Here is a 22,095-nt window from a genome sequence, read left to right as displayed (position 1 = left end):
CTGCGCGCTTTCATTGTTTTTTTTAATATCGGATTTTTTTCAGCACAACTTAAGGATATAGAAAAAAGTATTTTATCCATTATTCTGCGCCAAAAAAGCTAAAAATGTCCTTCATCGAGAATTATTATATCGACACGGCGGTTGTAAGCCTGACCTTCCCTTGTATCATTTGAAAACACAGGTCTAGTATCGGCATAGCCGGCAATCGAAAATTTGCTTTCATCCACTCCAAAATCCGAAAGATAGTGAAGAGTATTCAATGCGCGCGCCGCAGAAAGTTCCCAGTTAGACGGATACTTTTCGTTTGAAACAGGATTGCTGTCCGTATGTCCTTCAATTCTAAAACGACGTTTTTGAAGTTCAGGTTCCTGAAAAAATTTTGAGAGTTTTAAAAGAATTTCGCGGGTTTCTTCGATATTGAGATCGGCGCTTCCCTCTTCAAAAAAAGCATCTGAAGCCAAGGTTATTACAAGCCCGCGTTCATCCGAGGAAATTGTTATTTTTGCAGAGTGAATTTCCGGCGCAAAAAGAGAAATGGCCTTTTTCTTGGCAAGACCGAGGGATTTTCCCTTTTCTACAGAAGGAAGGCTGTTTACTGTATTTCCCAAATCCGCAAGACGGCCTGCTGTAAGCGACATTCCGCCGGTTGTCGTAGGGTTTTCCATTGATTCTTCCTGAATTGCAAGCGATGCCTGAATCTGAGAAAGAGTCGTCGTGTCTACTTCTGAAGGATCGTAAAGCATAACGAAGAAGCAGAGCATGAGAGTAATCATATCTCCGTAAGTGCCCTGCCAGGCGGTTGAAGGTTTCTGTGGTTCATTACTTTTTTTAGCCATTTTTAACCTAATCCTTCAGAACGTCAGCCTCAATAACCTTTCGAGTTTTCGGATCCAAATAAGTCAAGAGTTTCATTGCAAGAATACGAGGGTTATCTCCAGCCTGAATTGAAAGAACCCCTTCCAAAACCATTTCGCGTGAACGAAGTTCCGCACTGTTCTGCGAGATGAGTTTTTGAGCCATTGGACCAAAAAGCCAGTTTGCAAGCATAGAACCGTAGAGCGTAGTTACCAAAGCTACGGCCATGTTCGGACCGAGAGAAGATTTATCCTCAAGGTTGTTAAGCATACCAATAAGTCCGATTACAGTACCAAGCATACCAAAACCAGGACCAAAACCAGCCCACTGAGTTACAAGGTTAATTCCAACCATGTGCCGCGCTTCCATCTGGTTCATTTCGTTTTCCAAAATCGAGCGGATAACGTTTCCGTCAGTACCGTCTACAACCATTCTAAGGCCAGATTTTAAGAACACATCGTCCAAATCATCAAGACCTTCTTCAAGTGCCAAAATACCTTCACGGCGAGCCTTTTCTGAAAGGGCAACCATATTTTGAATCAGATTTTTTTCGCCATAATCAAAAGTCTTAAAACAGCGTCCCATTACCTTGAACATTCCAAGAACATTTTTTAGGGAATCACAAAGAAACAGGGAGAAAAAAGAACCGCCGACAGTTACAAAAATCGAAGGAATATCAATGATACCGCCAATTGAACCACCGGATGTAAGAACACCTAAAAAAATTACACCTATACCGCCGACAATGGCAATAAGCGACGCAATATCCATAAAAAGTTTCCTCCCGCAAACCCACCAGACTTTTTTATTATAAGGAAACCTCTAAAATTCATTTTTCAGAGGCAACTCAGAATATTTTATATTTCCTGAGCGGAGATTCCAAGCCGCCGTCTGTAATCCACAATCCGCTGAATCAATTCTTCAGGCGAATCTTTTACCACGACTTTCTTGCCAGACAAAAAAGTGATGGTGAGGTCGGGAGTTTTTTCCATACTTTCTATCATGTGAGGATTTATCCAGTATATATTCCCATCCAAACGCGTAACCGAAATCATCTTCTTATTTTTACTTCTAATTTATTTATCGTCAAGTAGAAACATAAATTATGCCAGCTTGAACAATGTATTTTATAACAAATTCTAAAATAATTCAAAAAAAATTAACGAATTGTTATAAAAAAACTTGCTTTTTTTGTTGTTTGTGATAATTTAAATAAAAAGAAAAATAAGGAAATATAAAAATGAATTCTAAAATTCTTGTTGTTGAAGACGTTCCAGAAATGGCAGAACTTGCCTCTATGTATCTGAAAAAATCAGGAATGACAGTTGAATCCGTTGGCAGTGCAGAAGAAGCGCTTGAATACATTGGCAAGCAAATGCCAGACTTAATCATTTTGGATTTAAATCTTCCAGGAATGAGCGGCTTTGACTTCCTGAAAAAATTCCGCGATGAATACAATTCATCTCTTCCAGTAATCATAGTTTCTGCCCGCGACGCAGACGAAGACATTATAAAAGGACTCGGAAACGGCGCAGACGAGTTTGTCACAAAGCCGTATTCACCAAAAGTTCTTACAGCAAGAGTCGAAGCAATTCTTCGCCGGCAGGCAAAAGTTACCGCCGCAGCAGAAGCTTCCTACGAATTTGGTCCGTACACTGTTTTACTTAACAGCTGCGTGCTAAAAAAAGGACCAGAAAAAATTCCTCTCTCTACAAAAGAATATGAAGTTCTCGAATTCTTAATTTCTCACGAAAATGAAGTTTTGGGACCAGAAAAAATCTACAGAGAAGTATGGAAGGCCCAGTACGGAGATATTACAGCCGTTGCAGTATATGTTCAGCGCTTAAGAAAAAAGATTGAGGAAGATCCTTCTTCTCCAAAATACATTAAAACAGTATTTGGCATGGGCTACAAATTCGAAAAAGGCACAATCTAAATGAAAATAAAGCGGCAACTACATATTTTTCTTCTTCTTGTTGTACTTATTCCACTAGTTGCCTTCGCAATGATTCCAATCAACAGGCAGCTTGCAATCGAAGGAATTTCTTTTGAAAAAATCATAAGAATTTCTTTTCTTGTCGCCTCGGTGATTGAGCTTGTCTGCATAATTTTTACACTGCATATTTCAAACACAATTTCAAAGTCAATAACTTTTCTTCAGCGTTCTACAAAAAGGCTTGCGGACGGACAGGTGTCAAAACCTCTGGAAAGACGGAAAAACCACCGCGGAGAAAACGAGATTACGGATTTAATCGGAAACCTCGACAAAATGCGCATGAGCCTTCTCGAAAACGAAGAGAGAAGAAAGCGCTTTATAATGGGAATGAGCCACGATTTACGAACTCCTGTTGCGGTCATAAAAGGTTATCTTGAAGCAATTGACGACGGAGTTGTAAGCGGCAAGGAAGAAATTGCAAAATCTATAAACATAATTTTAAACAAGACAAACCAGCTCGAAGCCATGCTCAATTCGCTTATAAACTTTGTCAAGCTTGAGACGGCGGAACAGAAAAACAACCTTACACTGCAGCCGATTCTTCCTTTGCTCCAGGAATTTGCAGAATCATGCAAAAGTTCCGGAACAATCTTTAACAGAAATGTAAAAACAGAGATTCAGGTTTCGCCGGACACGCAGATTATGCTCAACAAAGAACTTGTTTTAAGAGCCTTGGACAATCTTTATTCAAATGCCCAGCGCTACACAAAAGACAAGGGCGTAATAATAATCAAGGCAAACGAAACAGAAAGCGAAATTAAAATTTCTGTGGAAGACACAGGTATCGGAATAAACGAAAAAGACATTCAGTTCATTTTTGATATTCTTTACAGGGCTTCAAACAGCCGGAACGAACCTGGCTACGGAATCGGACTTTCTGTCGTAAAAAACATAATCGATTCTCACGGCTGGAAAATCGACGTAAAATCGCAGGTCGGAGTCGGAACAAATTTTACAATAACGATTCCAAAAACAAGTTCAAAAGCATAAGTCCACGTTCGTTAAGAGCATAGAAAGTTTTGCCGTCTTTTTTGTAACTGCGGGCAAGATGCTTTTTAGACCATTCAAAAAAAAGTCCGTCTTTTACGCCGATTCTCTCTTCAAGGCTTTTTCCGAAGCGTTTTTTAAATTCTTCTGAGCACACGCCTTCCAAAAGTCTAAATCCCATAATAATCCATTCAAATTCCTGGGTCTGCAAATCGATTTTTTCAACCTGACGTATCGATTCCGGAATTTCTGATTCAGGATTAAAATCAAGCCAGAAATTTTCATAATTTTTAATAGAACAGGTATTTGTCCACCGTTCTGAAACCTCGCCGTAAACACTGCCGCACGCACCGCTTCCACAGCCAATATAATTTTCAAGATGCCAGTAAACTTTGTTGTGAAGACTTTCTGCTCCTGTTCTTGCAAAATTGCTTACTTCGTACTGAATAAACCCATTTTCTTTTAATATTTTTCTGCCTAAAATCCACATCCGGTCTGTTTTTTGCTGGCTCCATTTTATCTTTCCGGACTCGATTTTCTTATATAGCGGAGTATTTTCTTCCAAAGTAAGCGAATAAAGAGAAATGTGGTCGATATTTTTGAAGTTAAAAACCGTTTCAAACTGTTTTTTAAAAGAACTGTAAGTCTGGCCCGGAAGACCTGCTATAAAGTCGACAGAAAGCTTTTTTTTCCATTTTTTTTGAAGAAGCTCAAGTGAAGAAATCGCCGTCTGAAGCGGACAATGCCTGTTTACGCTGTCCAAAGCCTTCTGGTCAAGAGCCTGAATGCCCGTTGAAATTCTGTCAACGCCGGCTTTTTGAGCAGAATCCAAAATATCTTCTGCCAAATCCTCAGGATTCATCTCAACGGTAAATTCGTCTGCAGTCTTGTCGGAAACAGCACTCTTTATGCCCGAAACAAGTTCAAAAAGAAGTTTTGCTCCAAGCTGGCTCGGAGTTCCGCCTCCAATATAGACGGTTTTCCAGCGCGAAACTGAGTACTTTTTTACGTAAAACCGAATTTCATTTAAAACTGAACGGACATATTTCTCGTCGGGACAAACGCAGGAGGCACGGTTTGAAGGAATACTGAAAAAATCGCAGTAATCGCACTTCTGCCGGCAAAAAGGAACGTGAACATAAAGGGAGATTTCCATTTAAGGTTCCTCAAAACTAAAAAAGCTTTATTTTTGAAAAAGGAAAATAGATTAAAAGCGCCCTGCCCTTAAATGAAGCCGAAGTTACAGGTCCCCAAAGCCTGGAATCCGAAGATTCAAGGCGGTTGTCCGCAAGAACAAAATATTCGTTTTCTTTTAAGGTGAACTGGTCCATATTTCCTACAGTGCCGATTCTGCTGTCAGTTTTTGCAGAAATTTCTGGAACAGAGAGGGTGTATTTTATCTTTGTAAGTTCAAATTCCGTAAGAAACTGGGACTGGCCTTCTGGTTTTATGTAGACAAGATGGTTTGAAATATAAATCGTGTCTCCTGGAAGACCGACAACGCGCCGAAAAGACGGAGACAGTTCGTTTTTAGAAAAAGGAGAATATTGCTGGGCCGTAAAAAAGCGGCAGATAAAGTCAACAGATTTTTCAAAAAAAGAATGAACAGGCTCATCTTTTGGACTTACCAGCATAACCTGACCGCGCTCAGGACTGCGCAAAAGAGGGGCAATTTGAACAACGCAATCAGAAGAAATGTCGGGCGACATAGAATCAGATTTTGAAAGAACAGGATAAAAAAGCGCAAGCCGGATTAAATTTATGCTTACAAAGCAGACAAAAACCGAAAGCAGGATTGAAAAAACACGGTGATAAAGCTCCCTTTTCATTCTGTAGGAAACTGAATAAATATCTCGAAACATAAATAAAACATACATCTTTTTATGGCAGGTTGCAAGGTAAACCCATTAAGAATATAATTACTTCTATGTCTGAAAACGTAAAAATTATTGCACAAAATAAAAAAGCCCGTTTTGACTATTTTGTCGAAGAAAAATACGAATGTGGAATTGTCCTCGAAGGAACAGAAGTCAAGTCTGTAAAAGAAGGAAATGTTTCATTCAACGATTCTTTTGCCGAAATTCAAAATGGTGAATTATGGATGCGAAATTTTCATATTTCAGAATACAAATATTCATCCATTTTTAACCACAATCCAGACAGAGCAAAAAAACTGCTCGTCCACAAGGAAGAGTTAAAGAGGATTCAGCGCAAAGTTGATGAAAAAGGTTTTACTTTGATTCCATTGGATTTTTATTTAAAAAATGGACGCGTAAAACTTACGCTCGGCGTTTGCAAAGGTAAAAAGCAGTTTGACAAGCGGGCTTCAATCAAAGAACGCGACGTAAACAGAGATTTACAGAGAGAATTTAGAAATTCAAATCTGTAAAACGGGGATTTTATTTGAAAAAATTATCTGCAATTTTTACAGCAGTATTTCTCACCGTAGCGCAATCAGTTTTTGCAACCCCGCTCCAGCTCGATTATTACGGCGTCATTTCGTCGTCGGCAGATTCCAACATGCTGAAAATGGCCCAGGATTTTTTCTTTACGCAGATAAATGCGATCGACGGAGTTTCTGTCCAGGACAAAAGGCAGAATCCAGGAACTGTCTTGACTTCAGTTCCGGACACATCTTCAACTCATGCGCCAAAAATTGCTTTTTACGCAGAAATAAGAGAAGATAAAAAAGACGAGTCAGCAGTTTTTTGGAACTGTATTTTTTTTGCAGGGCTTGCAGACTCTTTAGGCGGAACAACCTACCAGAAAAGCAAAAATTATGATTCATACTACAAAATGCTGACAAACTCAAAAGACACGATCCATGAACTTTTAGACACGATAAAAATAAAAACTTCCGAGAATGGATCTTTGTCGGCTTCTTCAAAAAATTCAGCCTTTGCGCAAAAAAGTTTTAACATTGAAAAACTTTCGGGAATATGGAGCGGAGAGCCTTTTACAGACAAAATCGTTATCTTGCGAGGCGGACGCGGTTTTATAATCTTTAAAAACGGCGCAACTATGAACATTTCGGTTTCTGCAGAAGAAAATTCCGAACACGGAAGCCTTATAAAAATCCGGCAGATCGGAAAGCCAAACGCCTCTTTTTATCCTGAACTTCCGCGCGAAATTGCGCTTTCTGTCGCACCGAACGCCTCTCCAATCGAGTGGAATTTTACGATGAACGATGAAAACGCACTTTCCGGCACAAAGACAACTCTTTTACAAGACGATTCAAAGGCCGAAAAAGTAAAGGCTGGAAATCAAAGCGTAACCTGGTACAAAAAATAAAAATTTTCTTTTAGAGCGCGCAGTTGAGTTTTATCTGCCCCTGGCGTACAAGCTTGACGGTTCCGTCTTCTTCCAATGCGACGATTGTCGAAGGAACACCAGAAGTCTTGTCGCCGTCATCAATAATCAAGTCAACAGCAGAACCAAATTCTTTTTTAATTTCGCAAAGGTTATTTAAAGGAGCAGAGCCGCTTTTGTTTACGCTAGTTGAATAAATTGGCGCGCCGCATTCTGCGATCAATTTTCTGAGCCATTCGTCGCCCGGACAGCGGAATGCGGTTGTTGCAAAATTTCCGTCTTTTTCAAAGGTGTGTACGATTATCGTGAGCGGACCTGGCCAAAAAGAAAGCAATTCATCAGGAACAAGATCGCGGGTGTATTTTTTTAAATCTTCTGGTTTTGAAAGAAGCTGGATGCACCTTTTTCCTTCTTCCCTTCCCTTTATTTCTGAGATTTTTTGCTCTGTGTGATAAGAATAGTGTCTTCCGTCAACAATTCCAGAAAAACCGTAGACTGTGTCGGTTGGAAGAATGACGATTTTTCCGCGGCGAATGTAATCGGCGGCAATAAAAATAGATTCTGAATCAGACTTGCGGCAAATCATAAACAGGAATACCCTCCATAAAGACAGGATTTTTTCTTCGCTTAAAAAGTCCGGATTTTATATCTTGATAAAGTGAATACAGGCAGACCGTCAAAAAGGCTGCAATTCCAAGAATTTTGCTGACCCATTCAGGAAGATATTCAGGTTCACGGGCTTTTACAGGCGTACCTGCATCATATATCTTTTCCTGTTCAAATGAAAGACCGTTTATCTTGACGATTTTGTCGCCGTCAGAAACATAACCGAGTTTTTTTGCAAGACCTTCGATTACTTCTTTGTCGTTTTGCAAAGCCGTACATTCAAGCTTGAGAGAATTATTTGTTTTTTGAATTGATTCTGTCCGGACTGCGAGTATTCTTTTCTGTTCCCGCTGCTGCCGTTCTGCCAAAAGGCCGTCCCTTCCTGCAAAAACAGAAATAAAAACATAGACAAATGTTCCTGTTAAAGCCGCTGACAAAATCCTAAACCTTTTCATAATCAAGAATATCGGCGGATTTTTTGATTTTTATAACGGGATTTTTTATTTTTTTTGAAATTTAAAACCAAAAAACAAAACTTTTTTGAGAAAAACCTACCCCGGACAAAAGGGGCGGCGTGCCGTTGCCAAAAAGCAATGAGCGCCTAGCGAACCCCGGCTGGCCGGATTGACGGGCGATGCGGTCCAGATTAAAAATAGTTTTAAGCGATTTTAAACCTGCAAAAATAGACTTTGAAAAAAAATTCTGTTAGAATACTGATTTGTAAGTCTTATTTTTTAAGTTTTTAAGATGAAGATTTTGAGCGGTTATGCCGATATTTTCTTTGATAAAACTTTTTGCAAGGGGAATTTTATGAGCGATTCAAAAGAAACAAATGAACTTGACAGTTACGGTGTCTGGGTAAAAAACCCTCCAAAGACAGTGGATTCCTCTGAGACTTCTGTTAATTCAGACGACGCTTTTAATTTTGACACGGATTTGCCAGATTTTTCTGATTTAGATGTAATTGATGAGCCTTCGGATATTTCGGCTTCGGACAATTCGGGCGATGCGCTTTCGGCTGAGGATTTGGCTGGACTTGAACCAGAAAATAATTCACATCCGGAGGACAAGGCTCATGATTCGCCAGGTTCCAACGTTGAGGAAGAAATTTCTCTCGACGAATTTATCGAAGGCGGTGTTTTTGAAACAGGACCTGATGAAGACAAGATAAAAGAAAAAGAAGCGGAAAAAGCGGCTGCCCAAGCTGAACAGGAAAATAATTCTGATTCACAGCCACAAATTTCAAATGAGACTGCCGCCGAGGACGATTTTAACGTAACAGCGGATTTGGAAACAGAAACTCCTGAGGACGCGTTTAATTCCGGCAATTCGGAAAGCGCTTCGGACGATGATATTTTTAACGTGGATCTTTCGTTTGACGAGCCGTCTGATAATCCGGCTCCAGTTTTGCAGGAAACTTCTCAGAATGCACAGGAAACTTCAAGCGCAAACTCTCCGGCAGGAACCCAGGACGTTGATTTGAGCGAATTTGGTCTTGATGACTTGAACTTTGACCAAAGCGATTCTTCTTCCGAAACAAATGCAGGCAACGACGGAATGGAAAGCGTTGACTTGAGCGAATTCGGTTTTGACGATTCGGATTTCCAGGAAACAGAAAAAGCTCCGGAAAGCGCAGAAAAAGAGGAAGTGCCTGAGATTCCAGAACAAAAAGAACCTTCTCTAGAAACAGAAAACACTCCAAAACAGGAAATTGAAACCATAAATACTGAAGAAACAATTGCTCTTGAACCAGAAGCAGAACAGAGTTTTGAAGAAAAACCTCAAGAACCAGAAACATCTGAAGCAATTGCCGACGATGATGATTTTGACCTTGATTCAATTCTCGACAATATTACCGACGAAACTACAGGAGGCACTGTAAGCATTTCGGACGCTGGCGGAAGTTCAAAAGAGCCGGCTGAAAATACTTTGGAAAGCGGAATTATTGACGAGCCTAAAGAAGAAGTTTCTGAAAACACAGCTTCTGAAAGCGAGACTTTTGCAGAACCGGTTGAAATCACTCCGGAAAGCGGAATTATTGACGAGCCAAAAGAAGAAGTTTCTGAAAACACAGCTTCTGAAAGCGAGACTTTTGCAGAGCCGGTTGAAATCACTCCGGAAAGCGAAATTATTGACGAGCCTAAAGCCGATGCCGCCGATTTGACAGAAAAAGAAGTTGAAGAGACGGAAATTCCGGACACATTCGACGAAGAAGCGGCGTCTTTCCTTGAAAATGACGACGAAAAAGTCGCAGAAGTTGCGGATTCAATTACGGCGCCAATTTTGGACGAAGGCGAACTTGAAACAGAAAAACCGTCAACACAGATGACAGCGATTTTCAGCCAGATTGTTACAGAACTTTCTTCGCTAAAAAACGAAATTGCATCGTTAAAAAATGAATTTGAAACCCTCAAAAACGAAAAACAGCCGGAAAATTTAAAATTGGAAAGCAATGATTCTGGAAACGAAGGATTTTTCTCAAATTCAGACGAAGACGACACAATTGCCCTTTCAAAAGATGAAATGGACAATATTTTGAACACAGCGGACATTGCACAGGCTGAAAAAACAGAAGCAACACAGGAAAATCTTTCTGAACCGGAAGAACTTTCCAGCGAAGAGCCGGAATTTAAAGAAGAACCGGAAGCTACAGATGAAACCGAAAATCTTTTTGGAAGCGCAGATGACGTTGCAGATATTTCTGACGAAGACATTCTTTCGGACGATGATTTTGCAATGGAATTCGAAAACGCCCAGCCGGAAAATATCGAGGAACCTACTCTCGATGACGTAGACTATACGAATATTTCTAAGGAAACTGATTTGCCGGAAGAAATTTCCGTTCCAAAAAATGACGACATTTTGGTTGAATCAAGCCCGACCGACCTTTTAGAAACAAAGGACAGCGAAAATGAAGGCAAAAACTCTTCTGACAGTTTTGACGAAGATCCGTTTGAACTTTCTGCCGTTGAACCTTCAATTAGCGAGACTCTCACCGACGAAAAACTTGACTATCTCTCAAAAACTCCTGAAGAAGCGGAACAAAACGTAAACTCAGAAGAGGTGCTGGAACTTCCAGAATCAGAAGAAACTGAAAATGCGAAAGAAAATGAAGCCGCAGAAGAAGTTGAAACTGAAAAAACAGAAGCAACACAGGAAAATATCTCTGAACCCGAAGAACTTTCCAGCGAAGAGCCAGAAACAAAAGAAAGCAAAGATATTTCTGACGACCTTAAAACAGAAATCAAGTCTGTACTTTCTTATATGGATCAGCTGCTCGAAAATTTGCCGGAAAACAAAATCGCAGAATTTGCGCAGTCAGAGCAATTTGATACATACAAAAAGCTTTTCAAGGAATTGGGACTTGCATAATGGGTCTTTTAAGCCGTATAGAAAATTTGACTACAGAAAAAGCCGGTCTTTTAGCTCGTGCCGATGAGTTAAAAAAATGCGCCAGCAAACCTCAAGCACAGGAATCAGCAAATATTGATTTTTGTGCTTTTGCAGGTAAAAACGGCTTTACTCATTCAGGAATTTTCTCTTTAAAAGATGATTTTTATTATCTTTCCGAAACCCAAAATCTTGATTTGACAACGATAACAAAGTCACTTTCGACAAAAGATTTTTGGGACGGACTTATAAGCGACAAAAAAGGCTGGATTTTTTTTGAAGGAGAAAGCCTGAATCCTTTTTTTCAGCTTTTTTCGACTGAAATCAAAGACAAAATCAAAAACATTTCCATATTTCCGTTCTCACACGAAAATTCAACCTGCTATTTTTTTGCGCTAAATTTTCAGGAGGAATTAAATCTTTCTGAGACAGAATTTGCAGAAAATTTAAGAAAAATTTTAGAAAACAATCCTCTCCAAAACCAGAATTTGCCTGGCGAAACAAAACTCTGCGAAGGATTTGATGTTTCAAATGCCAGCCTTTTTATTATTTCTGCAAAACTTTCGCTTGAAGAGGCATTTAAAAATTTTTCCTCGCCTTTTAAGGAACTTTTAAAACAGACAGCATTAAAACAGCTTTTTGAATATTTAAAAACTCTCTTTTCTTTTCCAAACTGCTGCGCTTTGGGGCAAGATGAAGAAATTAAAGCCGTAATTTTTTCAAAAGAAGAAATTGATGAAAAATTTTTACAGTTTCAGTTGAACATTTCTACAAAAAAGTTTTTTTTGAATTCAAATATGCAAAATCTTCTTGTCCTCTGCGCAGGAATCTGTAAAACTCCGCACGGAACGCTAACATTTTTATCCCGGGACTAATTCAAATTGAGCGAAAATAATTTGAATTTTGATTTTTTTAATGCAAAAAACGGCGAGCAAACATGCAGACTGAACGGAAAATATTTTCATTCTGCTTACGCTCCTTCAAAAGAAGCCCAGACATTCTGCAATTCGATTGAATGCACTTTTAAGCCGTCCTGCGTAATTATTCTGGAGCCGGCCCTCTCCTTTTGCGCCGCTTTTTTAAGAAAAAATTTTCCTTCTGTCGAACTGATTGCAATCCGTTTTACGGATGTTTTTTGCAAAACTGACAGCCTTTGGGACAAAGTTTTTTATTTTTTTCAAACAGAAAATTTTGCCCAAAAACTTTATTCTGCGTTGGGAGAAGAAAAAATTCTTTCTGCGCTGATTTTAGACTGGCCTGGAAGCAAAAATATTTTTCCGGAAATTTCAAATTCAGCCTGGAAGGAAATTAAAACTGCGGTTTTGACGGCAAGGGACGTGCTTTATACGCGCGAAAAATTTGCAAAGCGCTGGTTTTTAAATTCCCTGGCGTTCTGCAAATTCGGACAGGATTTTTATTCACTTTGCAGAATAAAAAAAGACATTTTAGTAACGGCTTCCGGCCCTTCCTTGAGTTCCTCTCTAAAAAATATAAAAAAATACCGCGAAAATTTCTTTTTGATTGCAGTTTCTTCTTCACTTTCGGTCCTTCTCTACAATAAAATTTTTCCAGATTTGGTGATTAGCACCGACGGCGGATTTTGGGCAAAAAAACATCTTGAATTAAACGGTGAAGATTTAAAAAAACTTAAAAACACAGTTTTTGCGCTCACAGACGAAGCAAACTGTCCAAAAGATATTTTGCAAAACCAAAAAATTCTTCCGCTCGCCTATCAATCTTCTATCGGAGAAAAAATTTTTACTGATTCAAAAATTGAATTTTTGCCGGCATTAAGAAACGGAACTGTAAGCGGAACTGCGGCGGCTTTTGCGCTAAGACTTACTCAAAAAAATGTTTACTTTTGCGGACTAGATCTGGCAGAAAACAGCGGATTTCAGCATGCCCGGCCAAATATGCTTGAAAAAAACTCCCAAAATAAAGATTTCCGGCTTGAAACAAAAGAAAAAAGGCAGGTTTCTTCGAGATTTAATTCAAAAGGTTCGCTCGAAATCTACCGCAGCTGGTTTAAAAATCAGGGAAAAAATTTTAGAGAACGGCTTTTCAGGGTTTCAGACCATTACAATTTTTCGGAAAAACTCGGACAAATAAAAGATTTGTCATGGGAAGAACTTGTTTTTGACAAAAAAAATGCTGATTTTGATTCCACAACGGAAGTTTTTTTCAAAACAAAAAATTCAGCCGAAAAAAAGGAATTTGAATCACGTTTTTTAAAAATTCTTGAAAGTGGAGATTTTGACGGAGAACTTTTTCCGCTTGAATCAATACTTTTAGCGCGGGAATTTGACGAAGAAAAGAAAAATGGACAAAAATTAAAAATCCAGCAAAAAAAAGCAGAACTTGCAGAAAAAATCCGGAGACTTTTTGATGAATAGTTCCTACACAGCCCTCGAAAATTCAAAAAACGGAATTTTAATTCCCGTAAAAAATCGAATTTACGTCTGCTCAAAATACGATCCAGTTCACGAAGCTGAAATTTTTGCGTCCCAATTTGAAAAAAAAGAAAAATTTTTTGTAGTTGCAGGTTTATGTTCAGGCTGGCATATAGAAAAACTCTTAAATGAAAACTTTGACAGAAAAATTATCATCGTAGAAAACGCCGCTGAGGATTTTGATTTTTTAAGGCAGATTCCGCTTTGCAAAAAACTTTCGGAAGACAGCCGGATTATTTTTTCAACTCCACAAAGCCTTTTTAACGACATTTTATCAAATTATCTTCCTGCAATTTTCGGAAACCTTAATTTTTGTTTTTTACGCGGCTGGGAAAACGCTTTTTTAGACAAAATGCCGCTTATAAAAACAATCGTCGAAAAAGCAATAAAAACTGTAAAAGCCGATTTTGCGGTTCAGAGCCATTTTGGAAAAATCTGGAATAAAAATATCTTTGAAAACCTAAAAATTGCTTCTGAACAAAAAAACACCTCACAAACAATCGAAAATCTCAAAAAAAACAATAAAAAGACCGCGGCGATAATTGCGGCAGGTCCGACTCTAGAGACGACAGTTGAAAAACTGAAAAAAAATCCTGACAAATATTTTATAATTTCGACAGATACAGCATATTCAAGCCTTTTGCGCTCAAAAACCGTTCCAGACGTTGTTGTAAGCATTGACGGCCAGAACATAAGCTACGCGCATTTTCTTCATCAGGCACAAAAAAACAAGACGGTTTTTGCCTTCGACCTTTGCGCAAATTCAATTCCTGCAAAAAAGATTTCAGTTCAAAAAAACAAAATTCTCTTTTTTGAATCGGGACATCCGCTTTCAGTCCTCGCCTCACGCTTTAACGGAACAAATTTTATTCATTTAAATTCCGGTTCCGGAACAGTCACAATCGCCGCCACGGACCTTGCTTTTTTTCTGGGCTTTGAAAAAATTGAATTTTTTGGAGCGGATTTTGCATATTTAAACGGAAAACCTTACGCAAAAGGAACTTATCTCGATGACATTTTTTACAAAAAGCAAAACCGGCTTTTTACGGCGGAACAGTCTTTTTGCGCTTTGATGTACAGAACCGAACTTATTCCTCTTGGAGAAAAAAAATTTACAACAGAAGTTATGGAAAGTTACAGGTTTTCGCTGGAAACTTATTTGAAAAATCCCGGAAAATCAATTTCCGTCGAAACCAAGGACTTTAACTTTGAGATTTTCAACACTTTTTTAAAGAAAAAACTTCTCTCCCTTCCAGAAAATTTTACCGGCGAACTAAAAAACCAGATTTTGTATCCTCTTCTTCCGCTTATGGCTTTCTACGAAAAAACCCATTCAATTCAAGACAGCTATAAACTTGCACGTGCTGATTGCTTGCGATATACTTATTAAATATGAAAAAAAGAACTTTTAACTTGATTTCTGTAGTCATTGCGGCTATTTTTGTTTTTACGGCAGTTTATTTTATTGCAGGCATCGTTTCCGACAAAAAAAACGGACCTTTGCAGGCAGAAGAAATTTTCGATTCTTTAGTTATAAAAACTCAAAATGCCGCAAATTCATATCCGCTCAGTTCATATAATTTTTCGGATTCTTTTATCCGTGCCGCCGGAGATTTCAGCAATTACCAAAAATTAAACCTTTCTGTTGACGGAAAATTGATTTATTCGTATCCGTCAAAAGACACATACTTTTCAAGAAAATCAGGCGCAAAGTCTTTTACAAAAAGTTTTACGACAAAAAACGGAAATTCAATCCTTATAAACGCAGAAATTTATACGACAGTCCAGTCTTCGCTTTTTTACCACGCAAGGACAGCTTTCATAGTCATTTTTGCGGCAACATTGGCTGCTATTTTGATTTTAATCTTTGCAAAAACAGAAAAAGACGAGATTGATGGAATTGATGAAATTTCATTTGAAGACGAAACAGAAAGCACTGACAAAGAAATTTTTTCTCAAAATAAAACAGATGAAATTTCTTCAGAGAAACAGCACGACGAATACGCTTTGACCGAAGAAGAAAAAAAACAGCTTTTTGACGGTTTTGACACTGTGGATTTTTCTCAAAACGAAAACAAGGACGAAAAGATTTTTTCTGAAAATACGGACACAGAAGAAGAAAAATCTTGTCCAAAAACACAACCGATTGAAAATCTTGAGGCAAAATGCGAAGAAGCCCTTGTAAAAGCAGCAGAAAACGGTTCAGACCTTGCAGTTTTAATCATAAAAGTTAATTCTTCCGAAAACGAAATTTCATTAGAACAGATAGAGAACATTTTTGATTCGGACTTTGCTCAGAATGCGCTTGTTTTTTCAGACGAAAGCAACCTTTTTACAGTTCTTTTGGAAAACACAGGTCTTGATGACGCAATGACAGTTGCAAAAGAGATTTTTGAAGATTTTTCTGAAAAACTTGCAGATGCCGGACAAAAGGTAACAATCGGACTTTCTTCAAAAAATGGAAGAACGGTAAGCAGCGAAAGGCTTTTGACAGAAGCAAGAGAAGCTCAAAAACATGCGGCGACAGAGCCGGATTCTCCGATAATTGCTTTTAGGGCAAGTCCAGAAAAATACAACGACTACATCTTAAATAAATAAGTTTTTATCACTCTGCCTAAAGATTAGAAGTTTTTTCAGGTTCTTTTACAGGAGTTTCTGGAGTGTCGGCAGGACTTTCTGTTTCTTCTTTAGGCTGGAGTTTTTCGCGAAGTTTTTCAATCTTGTCGGAAAGGGATTGAAGGTTTGCATTGTCAGGAAATTTTTCTGACAGAATCTGATACTGTTTTTCTGATTCTTCGAGATTTTCCGAAAACAAAAGCAAGGTTAAATAATTTTCCAAAAGAGAAGAATCGTTCGGAAATTTTTCTATCAATTCTTTATAAAGCCGCGTCGCTTCCTCGGTTTTTCCGCTCATTCCCTTTATATATGCAAGAGAAATCTGCAAATCCTTATTTTCTGGATCAACAGAAAGAAGCTTTGTATAACATTTTTCGGCAGATTCATAATCTTTTGCCAAGGCATAACTTCTTGCAAGCTTATAGTAAGCGGCTGCATTGAGCGATTTATTTTTCATGGCAAGTTTATAATACTGAACCGCCTTTTGATAATTTTTTAAATTTAAATATTCGTCTGCAATTGCAAAATATTCTAAGGAAATATTCGTCGTGATAATTTCACTTTCTCCCGGCACCCGAAACGAATATTCGCTCTGGCAGGAAGAAAATGAAAATATTGCCGAGAAAACAAAAACTGCGGAAAAAAATCTGTACTTTTTCAATTTCCTAGTCAAGAACAGTTTCTTCGATTTTTGCAAGTTGATTTCGGTAAAGCTCCGAAATATTCGAACCATAATCTGCAATCAGACGAATAATATTGCGTGGATTGTCTTTTTTATCGCAGCCGTTAAGGCGGTCTCCAGCATCGCCAAGTCCAGGCATGATATATGCTTTTTCGTTTAAAACCGGGTCGAGCCACAAAGTATAGCAAGTACAGTTTTCGAGGGCGCGCGTTACGCGAAGACTTCCTTTTAATGCGGAAATTACATTAAAAAACTTGATTGATTTTGGCTTTACACCATTTTGCTGAAGATATTTTACAACTGTAACAAGAGAACCGCCTGTTGCATTCATCGGGTCTGCAAAAATCAAATCTTTTCCATCGAGATCTTCCAGATTAAAGAATGATTTTTTTAGGTCGAGAATGTATTCCATATTGTCTTCGTTTTTTGAATCGTCGCGGTTAATCTTAAAAAGCGCAAACGGAGTCACATATTTGTGGCTGGAATATTCTTCGATTTCTTTTGACATGATGATGCTTGGCAAAAGCGCGCCACGCAACATTACGCACATTACGGAGTTTTCAATTTCTTTATCAATATCAGGAATTTTATGAACCGCATAATTTTGGGCAGGGAACGTAACCGGAGTTTTTACGACAATGTGTCCCTTGTTATTTTCTGAATGGTCTGTAAAGGCAAGACGGAAAAGCATTTCGTATGCGCGCTGAACGTAATAGATAAATTCCTGGTGTCCAGTATTTATATCGCGGAGCTTTGAAATTACGCGGCTGGCTTCCGCATGGCTTCCAGATTCGGTTTCAAAGGAAAAAACCTTAATACGCGGATGCTCGCTGCAAATGCGCTGAAGCTCGTGCCCCATTTTGTCAAAGCTGTCGATTACATTCTGTTTGTCGAGCGGCTCAAAAGACTTTAGCGTCTGTCCGTACATATCTTCCAAAAGTTTTATATCTTTAAAATCCTGTTCCTTTAAGTAGCCGTCAAGGTCTTCCGCCTTAAGAATAATTTTTTCGCTGCTTTTCATAGTTCCTCCTAAAAGCTATTGCCTTAAAATTTTTCCAAGCTGATTATATGATAATGAAATATCCGAAAGTTGAATCTGAGAAGCGCCTTTTTGCACAATTTTTGCAGGAATCGGGAACAAGGCAACTTTTAGCATTTTGACTGCAGCCTTTGCAATTGCCGGATTTGAAAGCTCAAGATTAAGAACAAGCGCAAATTTTTCATCGGCTTTTGACGCTTCCAATGAACCGGAAAGACTTTTTAGTCCGAGATTTATCGTCTTTCCGACAATTTTTCCGAAAAGGTTTCCGGGATTTTGTGAATAAAACCGAATCTGAGAAGCATTGTTGTCGGTCAAAAAATCGTAAATTTCATCTGAAAGAGAATCTTGAGAATTTTTTCCGTTTTCGCCAAATTCAAAAATATTCTGCTCTCTTTCGTAGCGGGCAAGCATTTTTGAAACATTTTCGGAAGCAACAAAAGTTTTTGAATCAGGAAAAGCAACTTTAAAAGGAACGGCAGCTGAAGAATAAACTGCAAAAGGAAAACTAGTTCCCTTTATAATCTGCGTATTCCAGCCTTTTTTTTCAGAAAAAGCCATTTTTATTCCAGCTTTTGGAAAGGAGCCTTCAACTGCAATCTGAATTTTTTCGTCAGAATCCAAAGCAAGGGCAATATTTTCCATTCTGGAAACTATGGACTGGACATTTTTTTGCGAAAAATCAAAAAAATCGGTCATCGCATATTCGACAAAAGTTTTGCTGGCAGAAACAGGAATATAAACAATAACCGGCGAACCTCCATCAATCAGTTTTAAAGGCTCAACCTGCTCCAACTGAACCGGAGATTTACAGGAGAAAATTAAAAATACAGAAAAAAAAGTGCAGACAGAAAATAAAATTTTCTGAAAGCACTTTAAATTTTTACGCTTTTGCAACGCAAATTCTCCAGATTTTATCGTCTGCCTCGATTTCGTTTGCACCGTCAATTTTTTCTACCCAAGACTGCTCGTTTGTAAGTGTTGATGTAGAAATCAATGAGGCGAACATTTCGTAAGCCGATTTTAACTCAGAATCGCCACTCAGTTTAAGATTGATTTTGTCCTGAACTGTCAGTCCCTGATCTTTTCGGATTGACTGAATTCCGCGGATAAGATCTCTTACATAGCCTTCTTTTTTGAGCTCGTCTGTAACCTTTGTTTCAAGACCGATTGTAATCGTTCCGTCGTTAAGAACTTTCAAATCTTCTTTTTCTGTGCGCTCAACAATGATTTTTTCAGTGTTGAGTTCAACTTTCTGGCCCTCAACGTCAATTTCGACATTTTTTCCAGAAAGAATATCAGAAATCTGCTCATTTTTGAGTGTTGCGATAATTCCTGCGGCAACCTTCATTTTTGAACCAAGTTCTTTTCCAAGCACGCGGAAATTTGCCTTTGCAGAATAGTGAACAAGCTCATCTTCCCTTTCGTGGAAATTTACTTTTTTAACATTCAATTCTTCGGCAATTGCATCGACCATGCTTTCAAGAACCTTGCGCTCTTCCGGATCTCTTGTGACAAGTTCCGCAGAAAGAAGCGGCTGGCGGTTTTTTAAATTGAACTGGTTGCGAAGAGAGCGTCCCATAGAAACAGCTTTCTGTACTGTAGCCATCTTGAATTCAAGGGCTGTGTCGCGCAATTTTTCGTTATAAACAGGATAGTCCATAAGATGAACTGATTCTTTGTCGCCTTCAAGTTTTAAATTCTGCCAAATTTCTTCGGCGAGGAACGGAATAAAAGGAGAAGCAACAAGACAGAAAGTTCTGAAAGCAGTATAAAGAGTTTCAAAAGCCTCAATCATGTCGTTGCGGTCTTCGTTGCGGGAAAAACGCTTTCTTGAACGGCGGATATACCAGTTATTGATTTCGTCGATAAAGTCAACAATAGGATCGATTGCAGCGCTCAAGTCATAATCATCCAAGGCTTCTGTAACTTCTTTTACCATTTTCTGAGCAACAGAAATAATCCAGCGGTCCATTGGATTTGCAGGAGTTTTGCCGTCAAAATAATGGCCTGTCGCCTTATAGTTTTCTACGTTAGAGTAACTGATAAAGAAATTGTATCCAGACCAAATTGGAATTATGATGTTTTTGATTACTTCACGAACACCATTGTCAGAATAACGAAGGTCGTCTGCCCGAACTACAGAAGAATGAGTTAGGAAAAGACGGAGCGCATCGGCACCAAATTTGTTGATAGCTTCGACAGGGTCAGTGTAGTTGCGCAGAGATTTAGACATTTTGCGTCCGTCTTCTGCAAGCACAAGGCCGTTTACAATACAATTCTTAAATGCCGGACGACCGAACAAGTGGGTTGCGAGAATCGTAAGTGTGTAGAACCAGCCGCGTGTCTGGTCAAGACCTTCTGAAATAAAGTCTGCCGGAAAATGCTTTTCAAAATATTCTTTGTTTTCAAACGGATAATGCTGTTCAGCGTAAGGCATAGAACCTGATTCAAACCAGCAGTCAAAAACTTCCGGAATACGACGCATCGTGCCTTTTTTACATTTTGGACATTCAAAAGTAATTTTATCTACAAACTGCTTGTGTAAATCTTCAGGATAGGTTCCAGAAAGTTCTTTAAGTTCCTGTCTTGAACCTACACAGATTTTATTTCCACAGTCAGGATCATCACATCTCCAGATTGGAATTGGATTTCCCCAATAACGGTTGCGGCTTACAGCCCAGTCACGGCTACCTGCGAGCCATTTTCCAAAGCGGCCTTCTTTTATGTGCGCAGGCTGCCATTTAATCTGGCTGTTTGAATTTAAAAGTTCCTTATGATAGTCCGCAACTTTAACAAACCAGGAACCAATTCCACGGTAAATAAGAGGAGAAGAACATCTCCAGCAATGAGGATATGAGTGCTCATACTGTTCTTTTTTTACAAGTTTTTTTTCTGCCTTTAAGCGGTCGCAAATATCTTTGTCGCATTCTTTTACAAATCTTCCCTTATAGTCAGAAACTTCCGAAGTAAATTTACATTCTGCGTCAATCGGCTCAACGTTAGGAACTCCGCTTCCTCTAAATAACAGGTTATCGTCTTCACCAAAAGCAGGAGCAATATGAACAATACCTGTACCGTCTTCCGTAGAAACATAGGCTGCATTGAACATTCTGAAGGCGCCTTCAGAACATTTTTGTCCTGAAATTCTTTCGCACTCAGCAGGATCTGAAAGATTTGCAAAATAAGGGAAAAGCGGTTCATATTTCGCACCGATAAAGTCCTTTCCCTTGCGTCTGTAGATGATTTCGTAATCTTCAGAATTTTTGTAATAAGAAGCAAGTCTGGCTTCTGCAAAAATATAGAAATCTCCAGATTCTTTATCGAGAATCTTTACATAGTCAATTTCCGGACCCATACAAAGACCGAGGTTTGAAGGCAAAGTCCATGGAGTTGTTGTCCAGGCAATAAAATAGGTTCTGCCGTTTTCCAAATCTTTGTCGTCAATTGATTGAGGAGCTTTTGTAATCTTAAAACGAACTGTAACAGCCGTATCTTTTACATCTTTATATCCCTGGGCAAGCTCGTGAGTAGAAAGAACAGTTGCACAACGAGGACAGTACGGAAGAATATATTTTCCCTCGTAGATAAGACCTTTCTCCCACAAAGATTTTGCAACCCACCAAATTGATTCCATGTAATCAGGATTCATGGTCTTGTAGTCGTTGTCAAAATCGACCCAGCGGCCCATTCTTGTGATTGTCTTTCGCCATTCTGAAGTGTATTTTAAAACTGAAGCACGGCATTTTTCGTTAAAATTGGCAACTCCATAAGCTTCGATTTCGTGCTTAGAGTTGATTCCAAGTTCTTTTTCAATAAGGTTTTCTACTGGAAGACCATGGCAATCCCAGCCAAAACGGCGCTCAACCTTTTTGCCTTTCATAGTCTGGTAGCGTGGAATTATATCTTTTATAGTTGACGGAATAAAATGTCCAAAATGTGGCAGTCCTGTTGCAAACGGAGGTCCGTCAAAAAAAACAAATTCTTCCGCTTTGTCGCGCTGACGGATCGATTTTTTAAAAATATCATTTTTTTCCCAAAATTTTAAAACTTCTTCTTCCTGTTTAGGAAAATCTGGCTTTGGATTTACTGGAGTATACACAGTCGTCTGCCCTCTTTTTGTTGTAGTTTATTTATCGAGTATAATGATTTTTGGCATTTTATA

The 22,095-nt window shown here is 38.7% G+C and carries 20 protein-coding genes; 9 read left to right on the top strand and 11 right to left on the bottom strand.

Annotated elements, in window-relative coordinates; genetic code table 11:
* Positions 1-98: 98 nt before the first annotated feature.
* The 3 genes from motB to B5D47_RS00730 form a co-directional block, all read right to left on the bottom strand.
* On the bottom strand, positions 99-836 hold the full coding sequence (motB, locus tag B5D47_RS00740) for a flagellar motor protein MotB (RefSeq protein WP_078929868.1): 738 nt from the start codon (positions 834-836) through the stop codon (positions 99-101).
* 7 nt (positions 837-843) lie between these two features.
* Positions 844-1,626, bottom strand: a complete 783-nt coding sequence (locus B5D47_RS00735; protein WP_078929866.1) for a motility protein A — start codon at positions 1,624-1,626, stop codon at positions 844-846.
* Between the two features lie 86 nt (positions 1,627-1,712).
* A complete protein-coding gene (locus tag B5D47_RS00730; protein ID WP_078929865.1) occupies positions 1,713-1,910 on the bottom strand; it encodes a flagellar FlbD family protein in 198 nt (65 codons plus the stop codon).
* A 185-nt stretch (positions 1,911-2,095) separates the two neighbouring features.
* On the opposite strand from B5D47_RS00730, the gene B5D47_RS00725 reads away from it, so the two are divergent.
* Positions 2,096-2,791 carry a response regulator transcription factor gene (locus B5D47_RS00725; RefSeq protein WP_078929863.1) on the top strand — a complete coding sequence of 232 codons (696 nt, stop codon included), beginning with the start codon at positions 2,096-2,098 and terminating at the stop codon, positions 2,789-2,791.
* A complete protein-coding gene (locus B5D47_RS00720) occupies positions 2,792-3,841 on the top strand; it encodes a sensor histidine kinase (protein ID WP_078929861.1) in 1,050 nt (349 codons plus the stop codon). It abuts the gene before it with no gap.
* On the opposite strand, the gene hemW is transcribed toward B5D47_RS00720, so the two are convergent.
* Together hemW and lepB are read right to left on the bottom strand one after the other, a co-directional pair.
* Positions 3,804-4,994 (bottom strand): radical SAM family heme chaperone HemW, encoded by a 1,191-nt coding sequence (gene hemW, locus B5D47_RS00715; RefSeq protein ID WP_078929859.1) that lies wholly within the window; start codon positions 4,992-4,994, stop codon positions 3,804-3,806. The two genes, B5D47_RS00720 and hemW, sit on opposite strands and share 38 nt — an antisense overlap.
* A 16-nt stretch (positions 4,995-5,010) precedes the next feature.
* A complete protein-coding gene (gene lepB / locus B5D47_RS00710; protein ID WP_159443457.1) occupies positions 5,011-5,700 on the bottom strand; it encodes a signal peptidase I in 690 nt (229 codons plus the stop codon).
* A 65-nt stretch (positions 5,701-5,765) separates the two neighbouring features.
* Here lepB and smpB point away from each other — a divergent pair, with 65 nt between their 5' ends.
* Together smpB and B5D47_RS00700 are read left to right on the top strand one after the other, a co-directional pair.
* Complete coding sequence (gene smpB / locus B5D47_RS00705) at positions 5,766-6,227, top strand: SsrA-binding protein SmpB (protein ID WP_078929855.1); 462 nt, start codon at positions 5,766-5,768, stop codon at positions 6,225-6,227.
* 14 nt (positions 6,228-6,241) lie between these two features.
* Positions 6,242-7,129 carry a TP0183 family DNA metabolism protein gene (locus B5D47_RS00700; protein ID WP_078929854.1) on the top strand — a complete coding sequence of 296 codons (888 nt, stop codon included), beginning with the start codon at positions 6,242-6,244 and terminating at the stop codon, positions 7,127-7,129.
* 10 nt (positions 7,130-7,139) lie between these two features.
* Here the strand turns inward: B5D47_RS00700 and B5D47_RS00695 are convergent, their stop codons facing one another.
* Both B5D47_RS00695 and B5D47_RS00690 read right to left on the bottom strand, forming a co-directional pair.
* Positions 7,140-7,733 (bottom strand): L-threonylcarbamoyladenylate synthase, encoded by a 594-nt coding sequence (locus B5D47_RS00695; RefSeq protein ID WP_078929852.1) that lies wholly within the window; start codon positions 7,731-7,733, stop codon positions 7,140-7,142.
* A complete protein-coding gene (locus B5D47_RS00690) occupies positions 7,714-8,208 on the bottom strand; it encodes a septum formation initiator family protein (protein ID WP_078929850.1) in 495 nt (164 codons plus the stop codon). Before B5D47_RS00690 ends, B5D47_RS00695 begins: the two co-directional genes overlap by 20 nt.
* A gap of 355 nt (positions 8,209-8,563) precedes the next feature.
* Between B5D47_RS00690 and B5D47_RS00685 the strand changes: the two genes are divergently transcribed.
* Genes B5D47_RS00685 through B5D47_RS00665 form a run of 5 tightly spaced genes read left to right on the top strand, consistent with a single transcriptional unit; the run spans position 8,564 to position 16,191 of the window.
* Positions 8,564-11,125, top strand: coding sequence for a midas domain-containing protein (locus B5D47_RS00685; protein WP_078929848.1), 2,562 nt, complete (start codon positions 8,564-8,566; stop codon positions 11,123-11,125).
* Positions 11,125-12,018 carry a hypothetical protein gene (locus B5D47_RS00680; protein WP_078929846.1) on the top strand — a complete coding sequence of 298 codons (894 nt, stop codon included), beginning with the start codon at positions 11,125-11,127 and terminating at the stop codon, positions 12,016-12,018. Before B5D47_RS00685 ends, B5D47_RS00680 begins: the two co-directional genes overlap by 1 nt.
* Positions 12,019-12,039: 21 nt before the next feature.
* On the top strand, positions 12,040-13,536 hold the full coding sequence (locus B5D47_RS00675) for a 6-hydroxymethylpterin diphosphokinase MptE-like protein (RefSeq protein WP_159443456.1): 1,497 nt from the start codon (positions 12,040-12,042) through the stop codon (positions 13,534-13,536).
* Positions 13,529-14,983 carry a 6-hydroxymethylpterin diphosphokinase MptE-like protein gene (locus tag B5D47_RS00670; RefSeq protein ID WP_078929824.1) on the top strand — a complete coding sequence of 485 codons (1,455 nt, stop codon included), beginning with the start codon at positions 13,529-13,531 and terminating at the stop codon, positions 14,981-14,983. Before B5D47_RS00675 ends, B5D47_RS00670 begins: the two co-directional genes overlap by 8 nt.
* A 2-nt stretch (positions 14,984-14,985) precedes the next feature.
* Entirely contained in the window at positions 14,986-16,191 is a 1,206-nt protein-coding gene (locus tag B5D47_RS00665) for a hypothetical protein (protein WP_078929822.1), read from the top strand.
* A gap of 16 nt (positions 16,192-16,207) precedes the next feature.
* Here the strand turns inward: B5D47_RS00665 and B5D47_RS00660 are convergent, their stop codons facing one another.
* Genes B5D47_RS00660 through ileS form a run of 4 tightly spaced genes read right to left on the bottom strand, consistent with a single transcriptional unit; the run spans position 16,208 to position 22,032 of the window.
* Positions 16,208-16,942 (bottom strand): tetratricopeptide repeat protein, encoded by a 735-nt coding sequence (locus B5D47_RS00660; protein WP_078929821.1) that lies wholly within the window; start codon positions 16,940-16,942, stop codon positions 16,208-16,210.
* On the bottom strand, positions 16,875-17,912 hold the full coding sequence (locus B5D47_RS00655; protein ID WP_078929819.1) for a uracil phosphoribosyltransferase: 1,038 nt from the start codon (positions 17,910-17,912) through the stop codon (positions 16,875-16,877). Before B5D47_RS00655 ends, B5D47_RS00660 begins: the two co-directional genes overlap by 68 nt.
* A gap of 15 nt (positions 17,913-17,927) precedes the next feature.
* On the bottom strand, positions 17,928-18,827 hold the full coding sequence (locus B5D47_RS00650) for a hypothetical protein (protein WP_078929818.1): 900 nt from the start codon (positions 18,825-18,827) through the stop codon (positions 17,928-17,930).
* A complete protein-coding gene (gene ileS, locus B5D47_RS00645) occupies positions 18,814-22,032 on the bottom strand; it encodes an isoleucine--tRNA ligase (RefSeq protein ID WP_078929816.1) in 3,219 nt (1,072 codons plus the stop codon). Before ileS ends, B5D47_RS00650 begins: the two co-directional genes overlap by 14 nt.
* Between the last annotated feature and the right edge of the window lie 63 nt (positions 22,033-22,095).

The organism is Treponema berlinense (assembly GCF_900167025.1).
Classification (GTDB): Bacteria; Spirochaetota; Spirochaetia; order Treponematales; family Treponemataceae; genus Treponema_D; species Treponema_D berlinense.
This window is presented reverse-complemented; position numbering and strand designations above follow the sequence as displayed.

What these genes read in the sequence shown, in the direction of transcription:
- motB (WP_078929868.1), bottom strand. Translation starts at nt 836, where the DNA reads ATGGCTAAAAAAAGTAATGAACCACAGAAACCTTCAACCGCCTGGCAG.
- B5D47_RS00735 (WP_078929866.1), bottom strand. Translation starts at nt 1,626, where the DNA reads ATGGATATTGCGTCGCTTATTGCCATTGTCGGCGGTATAGGTGTAATT.
- B5D47_RS00730 (WP_078929865.1), bottom strand. Translation starts at nt 1,910, where the DNA reads ATGATTTCGGTTACGCGTTTGGATGGGAATATATACTGGATAAATCCT.
- B5D47_RS00725 (WP_078929863.1), top strand. Translation starts at nt 2,096, where the DNA reads ATGAATTCTAAAATTCTTGTTGTTGAAGACGTTCCAGAAATGGCAGAA.
- B5D47_RS00720 (WP_078929861.1), top strand. Translation starts at nt 2,792, where the DNA reads ATGAAAATAAAGCGGCAACTACATATTTTTCTTCTTCTTGTTGTACTT.
- hemW (WP_078929859.1), bottom strand. Translation starts at nt 4,994, where the DNA reads ATGGAAATCTCCCTTTATGTTCACGTTCCTTTTTGCCGGCAGAAGTGC.
- lepB (WP_159443457.1), bottom strand. Translation starts at nt 5,700, where the DNA reads ATGTTTCGAGATATTTATTCAGTTTCCTACAGAATGAAAAGGGAGCTT.
- smpB (WP_078929855.1), top strand. Translation starts at nt 5,766, where the DNA reads ATGTCTGAAAACGTAAAAATTATTGCACAAAATAAAAAAGCCCGTTTT.
- B5D47_RS00695 (WP_078929852.1), bottom strand. Translation starts at nt 7,733, where the DNA reads ATGATTTGCCGCAAGTCTGATTCAGAATCTATTTTTATTGCCGCCGAT.
- B5D47_RS00690 (WP_078929850.1), bottom strand. Translation starts at nt 8,208, where the DNA reads ATGAAAAGGTTTAGGATTTTGTCAGCGGCTTTAACAGGAACATTTGTC.
- B5D47_RS00685 (WP_078929848.1), top strand. Translation starts at nt 8,564, where the DNA reads ATGAGCGATTCAAAAGAAACAAATGAACTTGACAGTTACGGTGTCTGG.
- B5D47_RS00680 (WP_078929846.1), top strand. Translation starts at nt 11,125, where the DNA reads ATGGGTCTTTTAAGCCGTATAGAAAATTTGACTACAGAAAAAGCCGGT.
- B5D47_RS00670 (WP_078929824.1), top strand. Translation starts at nt 13,529, where the DNA reads ATGAATAGTTCCTACACAGCCCTCGAAAATTCAAAAAACGGAATTTTA.
- B5D47_RS00665 (WP_078929822.1), top strand. Translation starts at nt 14,986, where the DNA reads ATGAAAAAAAGAACTTTTAACTTGATTTCTGTAGTCATTGCGGCTATT.
- B5D47_RS00660 (WP_078929821.1), bottom strand. Translation starts at nt 16,942, where the DNA reads ATGGTTCGAATATTTCGGAGCTTTACCGAAATCAACTTGCAAAAATCG.
- B5D47_RS00655 (WP_078929819.1), bottom strand. Translation starts at nt 17,912, where the DNA reads ATGAAAAGCAGCGAAAAAATTATTCTTAAGGCGGAAGACCTTGACGGC.